Here is a 10,092-nt window from a genome sequence, read left to right as displayed (position 1 = left end):
GTGGCGGCGGCGGCGGGCGCGGCGCTGGCCATCAGCCCGCGCGATTCGCCCACCCCCATCTGCGAGAAGCCGCGCTCCAGCAGGGCGGCGGCGTGGCGGTCGCGCTCGACCCAGGAGGAGCCGCCGAACACCGCGACCACCAGCCGCACATTGCTGCGCCGCGCGCTGGTGACGATGTTGAAGCCGGAATCGTTGATATAGCCGGTCTTGATGCCGTCCACCCCTTCATACTCGTCGAGCATGCGGTTGTGGTTGCGCAGCGCGATGCTGCCCATGCGGTGGGTGCGGGTGCCGAAATAATGGTAGCGCTCGGGGAAGTCGTGCAGCAGGCGGCGGCCGAGGGTGGCCATGTCGTGCGCCGTGGTGATCTGCTCGACATCCGGCAGGCCGGAGGCGTTGCGGAAGGTGGTGCTGGTCATGCCCATGGCGCGGGCGCGCAGCGTCATCATCTGGGCGAAGCGCGCCTCGCTGCCGGCGCCGAGCGTCTCGCCCAGCAGGGCGGCGACGTCATTGGCCGATTTGGTGACCAGCGCGTAGATCGCGTTCTCCACCGTGATGGTGCGGCCGGGCGGCAGGCCGAGCTTGGAGGGCGGGCGGCTGGCCGCCGTCTCGGTCATCTCCAGCCGCTGGTCGAGTTCGAGCCGGCCGGCGCGCAGCGCGTCGAAGACCATGTAGAGGGTCATCATCTTGGTCAGCGAGGCCGGGTGGCGCGGCGCGTCGGCATTGGCGCCGAACAGGACGTTGCCGCTGTTCGGCTCGATCACCACCGCCGCGTAGCGGGCGCTGCCGATCTGTGCCTGGGCCAGGCCCGGCAGGTTGAACAGGACGGTCGTGGCGGCCAGGAGCCCCAGCCGCCGAAGCGCACGCGCGAATTGCATCCAACCCCCCAGGATACGGCGACCCCACCCCCCAGTGCGGCCACCGTCATCATAGGAGTGCATCCGGCTCGGTGTCATCGGGAACCGAGAGAGAACATCGCCTTTCAACAAGGGCTTATGCTGCATCCTTTCGATGGGGTGGCATGCCCCTGGCGGCCACCGCGCGGCGCTCCGGCGGGGGGGGCACCTCACTTTCCCGAAAGCGTCATACCGCGACGCGATATTTCGCTGGACAGGCGAGGAATTCATTGCCATACCGTCCTTATGCTGCACCGCACCAAAACGGGGCGGGCGCCGGGCAGAAGGCCCGCGCCACCGACCGCGAGGCGGGGCAGCACCCTGGTGGCCCCGGAAGCTGTGCCCCGGCTGACCTGATGATCGGGGCGTGCGAGACCGAGGAGGAGCCTATGGCGAACGAGCCGAAAGTGACCAAGCTGACCCCGGCGAAGCCCGCCGCGGTCAAGCCGGACGCCGAGCAGATCGCGGCGGCGGCCACCGCCTCGATGGAGACCGCGGCGATGGCGGTGAGCGAGGCGGCCGCCCCGGCCGCCTCGGCCGAGACCGCGATGAAGGCGGCGCTGGCCCCCGTGCCGGAAGCCGCGACACTGGCGAACAAGACGATCGACACCAGCGTGGCTAAGACCCGCACGGCGATGGAGAAGAGCATGGACCAGGCGACCCGCACCACGGAAGGCTTCTACAAGGCCACCGAGGAGGCCGTGGAGTTCGGCCGCGGCAATATCGAGGCGCTGACCAAGGCGACCCAGACCTATGTCACCGGGCTGCAGGACCTGAGCAAGCAGGCCTTCGCCGTGATGCAGGCGATGAACGAGCAGGCGATCGCCAACGCCAAGGCGCTGGCCACCGTGAAGAGCCTGAAGGAAGCCGCCGAGCTGCAGTCCAGCTTCGCCAAGGCGCAGCTGGAGAAGTCGATCAGCGAGGCGACCAAGCTGAACGAGGCCGCCTTCAAGCTGGCCGAGCAGTCCTCCGCCCCGATCGCCGCGCGCATGACGCTGGCGATGGAGAAGATGGCCCGCCCGGCGGCGATGGTCTGAGCATGACCGGCCGGCGGTGCCCGTGTGGCGCCGCCGGCCAGCCCCTGCCCCGCGCCTGCCCGCCGGCTCCGCCGGTTTTTTTGTGCCTGGCCGGCCCTGCCGCCTCCCCTGCCGCCCCCGCCGACTCCGCCAGCCCGGGCGCGCCGGCCCGTCCGCGCCATCACATCCGCTCCAGCTTCATGGCTGGCGGCATGCCCCGCACGGGGTGCATGGCGGATCCTCCCCGCCTATTTCCATTGCTTTGGCGTCGCGCCCCTTCACCTTGGCCCCGCCGCTCCGATATCCTGCGCCATCGAAGGAGTGGCGTGGCGGGCGGCTGGCGCCTGCCGCGCGCGCTCCAGGAATGGGAATGCCTTCTGTTGCAGACCAACACCGGCCAGCCGGCGACGCAGCCATGAGCGACCAGGACAAGCGCCCCGACCAGGATTCCGGCCAGAATGGCAACGGCCAGACGGGCGATGGCGCCGCCACCGGCGTCGTCGTCAAGACGCGCCCGCGCACGCGCAAGCCGGCCATGTACAAGGTCCTGATGTTGAACGACGACTACACGCCGATGGAGTTCGTCGTGCATGTCCTCGAGCGCTTCTTCCAGAAGAACCGGGAGGAGGCGACGCGCATCATGCTGCATGTCCACCGGCGCGGCGTCGGCGTCTGCGGCGTCTACACCTATGAGGTGGCGGAGACCAAGGTGACGCAGGTGATGGACCTCGCCCGGCAGAACCAGCACCCGCTGCAATGTACCATCGAAAAGGAATGATGCGGGGCGCGCTCATCTCCCTGTAACCTGCCGAAACTTAGACTGGGTCTCGCCGTATCAGGGAAGCGGAACCACATAACGGTCTATCCGGGTCGCAAGGCCCAGTCTCTCTCGGTGCCGGACCGCAAAACCCCCGGCACCGTCTCTGGAAGGGGAGCGTTCACTCATGCTGTCCCGCAATCTCGAGCAGACGCTCCACCGCGCGCTGGCCTTGGCCAATGAACGTCGCCATGAATACGCCACGCTGGAGCACCTCCTCCTCGCCCTGGTCGATGACACCGACGCCGCCACCGTGCTGCGCGCCTGCGGGGTCGACCAGGACAAGCTGAAGCGCGACCTGGCCGAGTTCCTGGACAAGGACCTCGCCGGCCTGGTCACCGAGCGCTCCGGCGACCCGAAGCCGACCGCGGGGTTCCAGCGCGTCGTCCAGCGCGCCGCCATCCATGTCCAGTCCTCCGGCCGCGACGAGGTCACCGGCGCCAATGTGCTGGTGGCGCTGTTCAGCGAGCGCGAGAGCCATGCCGTCTATTTCCTGCAGCTGCAGGACATGACGCGGCTGGACGCGGTGAACTTCATCAGCCACGGCATCGCCAAGGCGCCGGGCCGCAGCGCCAGCCGCCCCGTGCAGGGCGCCCCGCCCCCCACCGGCCAGGGCGCCGAGGAGCCGGGCGAGAAGGAGGAGAAGCCGCAGGGCGGCCGGCGCGGCCAGGACGCGCTGTCCAATTACTGCGTCAACCTCAACAAGAAGGCGCAGCAGGGCAAGATCGACCCGCTCATCGGCCGCGACAGCGAGATCGAGCGGACCATCCAGATCCTCTGCCGCCGCACCAAGAACAATCCCCTGTACGTTGGCGACCCGGGCGTGGGCAAGACCGCGATCGCCGAGGGGCTGGCCAAGCGCATCATCGAGGGCGACGTGCCCGAGGTGCTGGCCAAGTCGACCATCTACGCCCTCGACATGGGCAGCCTGCTGGCCGGCACCCGCTACCGCGGCGATTTCGAGGAGCGGCTGAAGGCCGTGGTGAACGAGCTGGAGCAGCAGCCCGGCTCGATCCTGTTCATCGACGAGATCCACACGGTGATCGGCGCCGGCGCCACCTCGGGCGGCGCGATGGATGCCTCGAACCTGCTGAAGCCGGCGCTGGCCCAGGGCACGCTGCGCTGCATCGGCTCGACCACCTACAAGGAATACCGCTCCTATTTCGAGAAGGACCGGGCGCTCGTCCGCCGCTTTCAGAAGATCGACGTCAACGAGCCGACGGTCGAGGATGCGGTGAAGATCCTGACCGGGCTGAAGGCGAATTACGAGAAGCACCACAAGGTCAAGTACACGCCGGAGGCGATCCGCGCCGCCGTCGAGCTCTCGGCCAAGTACATCCATGACCGCAAGCTGCCGGACAAGGCGATCGACGTCATCGACGAGGTCGGCGCCAGCCGCATGCTGCAGCCCGAGGGCAAGCGGAAGAAGACCGTCACCCTGAAGGATGTCGAGGATATCGTCGCCAAGATCGCCCGCATCCCTCCCAAGAGCGTGTCCTCGGACGACAAGGAGACGCTGCGCAACCTGGAGCGCGACCTGAAGGCGATGGTGTTCGGCCAGGACCAGGCGATCGACGCCCTCTCGGCGGCGATCAAGCTGTCCCGCGCCGGGCTGCGCGACCCCGAGAAGCCGATCGGCAACTACCTGTTCAGTGGCCCGACCGGCGTCGGCAAGACCGAGGTCGCCAAGCAGCTGGCCAAGACGCTGGGCATCGAGCTGATCCGCTTCGACATGTCGGAATACATGGAGCGGCACAGCATCTCCCGGCTGATCGGCGCGCCGCCGGGCTATGTCGGCTTCGACCAGGGCGGGCTGCTGACCGACAGCATCGACCAGCACCCGCATGCCGTGCTGCTGCTGGACGAGATCGAGAAGGCCCATCAGGACCTCTACAACATCCTGCTGCAGGTGATGGACCACGGGAAGCTCACCGACCACAACGGCAAGACGGTGGATTTCCGCAACGTCATCCTGATCATGACGACCAATGCGGGCGCCGCCGACATGGCGAAATCCGGCATCGGCTTCGGCCGCGAGGAGCGGAAGGGCGAGGATGAGGAGGCGGTGAAGCGCCTGTTCACCCCGGAATTCCGCAACCGCCTCGACGCCATCGTGCCCTTCGGCAACCTGACGCCGGAGATCGTCGGCAGCGTGGTCGAGAAGTTCGTGATGCAGCTGGAGGCGCAGCTCGCCGACCGCAACGTCACCATCGAGCTCTCCTCCGCCGCCAAGGAGTGGCTGGCCGAGAAGGGCTATGACCGCCTGTATGGCGCGCGGCCGCTGGCCCGTGTCATTCAGGAATACATCAAGAAGCCGCTGGCCGAGGAGCTGCTCTTCGGCAAGCTGGCCAAGGGTGGCGCGGTCAAGGTGGGGATGAAGGATGGCGCGCTGACCTTCGAGTATATCGAGGCCGCCACGCCCGCCCTGCCGAAGCCCGAGGATGGCAATGGCCCGGATGGCGATGGCGAGAGCCATCGCGCGCCGGAGGCGGCGGGCTGAGCCCATCGCCCGTCGCGGGAAACCCGGAACAGCCCGGGGCGGTTCGCCGCCCCGGGTTTTTTTGTGGCCCGGGGGGGGCCGGCCGCCGCGCGGATCATGACAAAGATCCAACAAAAAAGTGATCGACCGTCGCGCAACCGTTTCGGCATCCTGCAACCCCCGGTCGCTTGGCAAGGCGGCGAGCGGCCTCTAGCGTGGCCATAACGCGGCCCGCCTGTCCCCCCAGATGCGGCGGTGCTGCGCTTGGCCCGCTGTCCCTGGCGGGGTTCATCCAAGTCCAGGCGGGGGGATGGTCCCCCCATCCCCCCGCCTGGAACCCCCTCCCCGCCGAACGGCCCTTGCCAGCCTCCGCCCCGCGCGCTCTGTTCCGCGCCGGAGAGGACCCGCATGAACGCCATGACCCAGATCCGCCCGCGACCGCTGCGGGTGGCCATCGCCGGCTACGGGGCCGTCGGCCACCGCGTCGCCCAGGCGCTGGATGACGGCCTGCCCGGCTATGAGCTGACCGCCATCGCGGCGCGCGACAAGCCGCGCGCCGCGCGCGACGTGGCCGGGCTGCGCTACCCGGTGCCGGTGGTGGACATCGCCGAGCTGGAGGGGCTGGCCGATCTGGTGGTGGAGGCGGCGCCCGCCGCGCTGCTGGCGGAGATCGCCTCCCCCTTCCTGGCCGCCGGCAAGCGGGCCGTGGTGCTCAGCGCCGGCGCGCTGCTGGAGCAGGAGGCGCTGGTGGAGCTGGCGCGCCAGCATGGCGGGCAGATCATCGTCCCGAGCGGCGCGCTGCTCGGGCTGGATGCGGTGGCCGCGGCGGCGCAGGGGGAGATCCATTCGGTGCGCCTGGTCACCGCCAAGCCGGTGAAGGGGCTGCTGGGCGCGCCCTATCTGGAGCGGAACGGCATCGACCTCACCGGTATCGCCGGCGCCACCCGCATCTTCCAGGGCAGCGCGCGCCAGGCGGCGCTCGGCTTCCCGGCCAATGTGAATGTCGCCGCCGCCCTGTCGCTGGCCGGCATCGGGCCGGACCGGACCATGGTGGAGATCTGGGCCGACCCCGCCCTGACCCGCAACACCCACAGCATCAGCGTCGAGGCGGATTCGGCCCGCTTCAGCATGAGCATCGAGGGGGTGCCGAGCGACAATCCGAAGACCGGCCGGATCACCGCCCTCTCGGTCATCGCCTGCCTGCGCAAGCTCTCGGGGCCGCTGCGCGTCGGCACCTGACAGGGCGGCGGGCGGCTTGACCGGCCGGGCGCGCGGGGGGAACGTCGCGGCCCTTCCGAGACCAGAGGTGCCTGCCATGCCCGACGATGCCCTGCCCCTGCTGCGCGCCGCCCTGGCCGCGACCGAGGGCGGCGACGCCACCGAGGAGGCGCGCGGCCTGCTCGCCAGCCCGGCCTTCCAGCGCGCCGCCGCGGCGCTGGAGGCCGACCACGACAATTTCGTGGCCGAGCTGATCGCGCTGACCGAGATCCCCTCGCCGCCCTTCGGCGAGGCGGTGCGCGCCGCCGCCTATGCCGAGAAGCTGCGCGCCCAGGGGCTGCGGGAGGTCGAGATCGACGCGGAGGGCAATGTCACCGCCTACCGCCCCGGCACCGACCCCGAGGCCGGGGTGATCGTGCTGTGCTCGCATCTCGATACCGTCTTCCCGGCCGGCACGGATGTGACGGTCAAGCGCGAGGGCACCATCCTGCGCGCCCCCGGTGTCGGCGACGACACGCGCGGCCTGGCGCTGCTGCTGGCGCTGTCCCGCGCGCTGGACGCCGCGGAGATCCGCACCCGCGCCGGGCTGCTCTTCCTGGGCTCGGTGGGCGAGGAAGGCGCGGGCGACCTGCGCGGCGTGAAGGCCTTCTTCGGCCGCAACCGCTGGCGCGACCGCGTCGCCGGCTTCGTCGCGCTGGACGGGCTGGAGACGGCGCGGCTGGTGCATGCCGCCGTCGGCAGCAAGCGCTACCGCGTCACCTTCCGCGGGCCCGGCGGCCACAGCTTCGGCGCCTTCGGCCTGGTCAACCCGGCCTTCGCCCTGGCGCGCGCCATGGACGATCTGGGCCGCATCCGCGTGCCGGCCAGCCCGAAGACCACCTTCTCCATCGGCCGCATCGGCGGCGGCACCTCGATCAACGCCATCCCCGAGGCGATGTGGATGGAGGCCGATCTGCGCTCCGCCTCGGCCGAGGCGCTGGCGGCCCTGGAAGAGCGCTTCCTCGCCGTGCTGCCACAGGCGGCGGCGGATGAGAACGCGGCGCGCGACACGCGCAATGGCGAGATCCGCGTCGAGGTCCAGCTGATCGGCGACCGCCCGGCCGGCGTCACCCCGGCCGAATCGCGCATCACCCGCGCGGCGCTCGGCATGATCGCGGCGCAGGGTTTCGCGCCGAAGCTCGCCGCCTCCTCCACCGACAGCAACATCCCGATCAGCCTGGGCATCCCGGCGGTGACGGTGGGCACCGGCGGCAGCGGCGACCGCGCGCACAGCCTGGAGGAATGGGTGGATGTCGAGCCGGGCGCCAGCGTGAAGGGCATGGCCACCGCGCTCGGCGTGGTGCTGATGCTCTCGGGCGTCGCCAGCAACTGACGGGACGGGGCCGGGGGCAGCCCCGGCCCTTACTTCTTCCGCGCCTCCTCCCGCGCCATCCAGCTGGCCGAGCCGAAGATTACCACGGCGCCGGCCAGCGTCGCCCAGCCCGGCACGTCGCCGAACAGCAGGAAGCCGAAGGCCGAGGCCCAGGCGAGGTCGAGGAATTTCACAGGCTGGGTGGCCGAGACATCGGCCAGGCGGAACGCCTCGGTCAGGCACCAATGCCCGGCGGTGCCGAGCAGCCCGGCGAGGACGAACCAGGCCAGCTGCACCGGGCTCGGCCAGACCCACACGGCCAGCGCGAAGGGCAGGGTGAAGAGCGAGATGGTGATGGATTGCCACATCACGATCACCTCCGGCCGGTCGCGCCGCGTCAGCGCCTTGGTGATCAGGAAGGAGGCGGCGAACAGCGGCGAGGAGGCCAGCATCACCAGCGTCCAGGCCCCGCCCCCGCCCGACAGCTTCGGCCCCAGCACGATGGCGACACCCAGGAGGCCGATGCCGGCGGCGATCCAGCGGCGCGGCGGCACCTGCTCCTTCAGGAAGATCACCGCGCCGATCATGATGAAGATCGGCCCGGTGAAGCCCAGCGCCGTGACATCGGCCAGCGGGATGTGCGGCAGCGCCAGGAACCACAGCAGCAGCCCGGCCGTGTGCACCACGCCGCGCCAGAGCTGCCCCTGCAGCCCGTTCGGCGCGTAGGCGCGCGGCCCGGCGCGCCAGAGCAGCGGCAGCATCACCAGGAAGCCGAAGCCGTAGCGCAGGAACTGCGCCTGGAAGGAGGGCATCTCCCGCGTCATCACGCTCATGATCGCGTTCAGCACGCTGAAGAACAGGCCGGAGAGCAGCATCCAGACCATGCCGCGCAGCACCGGCGAGAGGCCGCGCCAGCCGGAGGCGAGACGGGCCTGCCACCCGCGGTTCAGCGAGGGCGGCGGCAGGATGTTTTGCGACATGCGCCTTCCGGACGTTCCGATCCCGGCCAGGATGGGCCGAAGCGGCGCGCCCGGCCAGGGGCCGCGCGCCGCCGCGGTGCCCGATTCCGGCATTATTCCGGATAGGTGATCGCCAGCACCTCCACCTCCTCCGGCCCGGCCGGGGTGCGGATGCGCACCAGGTCGCCGATCCGCGCCTTCAGCAGCGCCCGCGCCACCGGCGAGACCCAGGAGATGCGGCCGCGATCGGCATCCGCCTCGTCGATGCCGACGATGGTCACGCTGACCTCGCTGTCATCCTCGCGCGCATAGGTCACGCTGGCGCCGAAGAAGACCTGGTCGCGCCGCGTCTGCGCCGCCGGGTCGACCACCTGCACCCGCTCCAGCCGCTTGCGCAGGAAGCGCACGCGGCGGTCGATCTCGCGCAGCCTTCGCTTGCCATACTGGTAGTCGGCGTTCTCGCTGCGGTCGCCGAGGCTGGCCGCCCAGGAGACGATCTCGACCACCTTCGGCCGCTCCTCGCTCCACAGCGCGCGCAGCTCCTCCTGAAGCGCCGCCTGGCCGGAGGGCGTCATGTAGAAAGGCGTGCCGGGCGGCAGGCCGGGCGGGCCCTCATCCTCGTCGTCATCCTCGGCCATGCGGGGTCTCCTGGCGGTGGCGGCACAGCCGGCGGGGTTACCTCCCGGGCCTGGCCAGGGCAATATCGTGTGCCGACGCCCTTTTCCTCTCCCATGCCGCGTAAATCTCGGCTTCACTGAACGCATGCAGCGAACAGCCGAGCCGGGCCGCAGAAGCGGCCCAGGCACCAGCACGGCAAGATGCCGTGTCACCGGGCGGAAGGGAGAGACGCCACAACCGGGCGGTGCAGCCCGGGGTGCTGGTGCCCTGCCGGCAACCGGCCGGGACGGAGGCGGGCGTTGACCACCGCCGCCGCGCGCCAGGCCCGGCGGCAGCTGCGCTGGCTGCTGGGTCTGCTGGCTGTGGCCATGCTCGGCTTCGCATTGATGCTGCTGGCGCATCGCGTGGTCGCCAGCGAGGCGACGGCGCACCGGATCGCGCAGCTGCAACTGGGCTTCGGCGCCAGCGCGCAGCTGCGCTCCGCCCCCGGCGAGGGTTTCGACGAGGCCTGGGCCGAAAGCCACAGCCTGCTCGCCCGGCTGGCGCGGCAGGAGCCGGGGCTGCAGGCCGCCTATGAGGCGGTGCTGGCCACCCTGCTGCTGGCCGACCGGCCGCTGCGCGAGCCGCTGCGCGCGCTGGAGGCGGCCATGCTCGGCCGCATCGCCGCGCTGCACCGGCAGGAGCAGGAGCGGCTGCGCATCAGCATCGCCGTGGCGCTGGCCGCGGCGCTGGCGGGCG

9 protein-coding genes are annotated in these 10,092 nt (G+C 70.7%); 6 read left to right on the top strand and 3 right to left on the bottom strand.

The window, feature by feature from the left end; genetic code table 11:
• Window positions 1-878 (bottom strand): D-alanyl-D-alanine carboxypeptidase family protein (locus HMPREF0731_RS11090; protein WP_007004214.1); only part of this gene is annotated, 878 nt, incomplete at its 3' end.
• Between the two features lie 407 nt (window positions 879-1,285).
• Here HMPREF0731_RS11090 and HMPREF0731_RS23135 point away from each other — a divergent pair.
• The 5 genes from HMPREF0731_RS23135 (at window position 1,286) to HMPREF0731_RS11065 (ending at window position 7,798) form a co-directional block, all read left to right on the top strand.
• A complete protein-coding gene (locus HMPREF0731_RS23135) occupies window positions 1,286-1,933 on the top strand; it encodes a phasin family protein (RefSeq protein ID WP_245538305.1) in 648 nt (215 codons plus the stop codon).
• Window positions 1,934-2,327: 394 nt separating this feature from the next.
• On the top strand, window positions 2,328-2,690 hold the full coding sequence (gene clpS / locus HMPREF0731_RS11080; RefSeq protein ID WP_007004212.1) for an ATP-dependent Clp protease adapter ClpS: 363 nt from the start codon (window positions 2,328-2,330) through the stop codon (window positions 2,688-2,690).
• Window positions 2,691-2,856: 166 nt separating this feature from the next.
• The gene (clpA, locus tag HMPREF0731_RS11075; protein ID WP_007004211.1) at window positions 2,857-5,229 is read left to right on the top strand and encodes an ATP-dependent Clp protease ATP-binding subunit ClpA; all 2,373 of its coding nucleotides are present in this window, start codon (window positions 2,857-2,859) and stop codon (window positions 5,227-5,229) included.
• Window positions 5,230-5,616: 387 nt separating this feature from the next.
• Window positions 5,617-6,447, top strand: a complete 831-nt coding sequence (locus tag HMPREF0731_RS11070) for an aspartate dehydrogenase (protein WP_007004210.1) — start codon at window positions 5,617-5,619, stop codon at window positions 6,445-6,447.
• 76 nt (window positions 6,448-6,523) lie between these two features.
• Window positions 6,524-7,798 (top strand): M20/M25/M40 family metallo-hydrolase, encoded by a 1,275-nt coding sequence (locus HMPREF0731_RS11065; protein WP_007004209.1) that lies wholly within the window; start codon window positions 6,524-6,526, stop codon window positions 7,796-7,798.
• Window positions 7,799-7,827: 29 nt separating this feature from the next.
• Here HMPREF0731_RS11065 and HMPREF0731_RS11060 read toward each other — a convergent pair whose 3' ends face one another.
• The gene (locus HMPREF0731_RS11060; RefSeq protein ID WP_007004208.1) at window positions 7,828-8,757 is read right to left on the bottom strand and encodes a DMT family transporter; all 930 of its coding nucleotides are present in this window, start codon (window positions 8,755-8,757) and stop codon (window positions 7,828-7,830) included.
• A gap of 92 nt (window positions 8,758-8,849) precedes the next feature.
• Window positions 8,850-9,374 (bottom strand): transcription elongation factor GreB, encoded by a 525-nt coding sequence (greB, locus tag HMPREF0731_RS11055; RefSeq protein WP_007004207.1) that lies wholly within the window; start codon window positions 9,372-9,374, stop codon window positions 8,850-8,852.
• 279 nt (window positions 9,375-9,653) lie between these two features.
• On the opposite strand from greB, the gene HMPREF0731_RS25350 reads away from it, so the two are divergent.
• The coding region (locus tag HMPREF0731_RS25350) for a hypothetical protein (RefSeq protein WP_007004206.1) at window positions 9,654-10,092 on the top strand (439 nt) is incomplete at its 3' end.

Source organism: Pseudoroseomonas cervicalis ATCC 49957, from assembly GCF_000164635.1.
GTDB lineage: Bacteria > Pseudomonadota > Alphaproteobacteria > Acetobacterales > Acetobacteraceae > Pseudoroseomonas > Pseudoroseomonas cervicalis.
This window is presented reverse-complemented; position numbering and strand designations above follow the sequence as displayed.

Bases quoted from the DNA above. Each gene is read 5' to 3' on its own strand.
- HMPREF0731_RS23135 (WP_245538305.1), top strand. From the start codon at position 1,286: ATGGCGAACGAGCCGAAAGTGACCAAGCTGACCCCGGCGAAGCCCGCC.
- clpS (WP_007004212.1), top strand. From the start codon at position 2,328: ATGAGCGACCAGGACAAGCGCCCCGACCAGGATTCCGGCCAGAATGGC.
- clpA (WP_007004211.1), top strand. From the start codon at position 2,857: ATGCTGTCCCGCAATCTCGAGCAGACGCTCCACCGCGCGCTGGCCTTG.
- HMPREF0731_RS11070 (WP_007004210.1), top strand. From the start codon at position 5,617: ATGAACGCCATGACCCAGATCCGCCCGCGACCGCTGCGGGTGGCCATC.
- HMPREF0731_RS11065 (WP_007004209.1), top strand. From the start codon at position 6,524: ATGCCCGACGATGCCCTGCCCCTGCTGCGCGCCGCCCTGGCCGCGACC.
- HMPREF0731_RS11060 (WP_007004208.1), bottom strand. From the start codon at position 8,757: ATGTCGCAAAACATCCTGCCGCCGCCCTCGCTGAACCGCGGGTGGCAG.
- greB (WP_007004207.1), bottom strand. From the start codon at position 9,374: ATGGCCGAGGATGACGACGAGGATGAGGGCCCGCCCGGCCTGCCGCCC.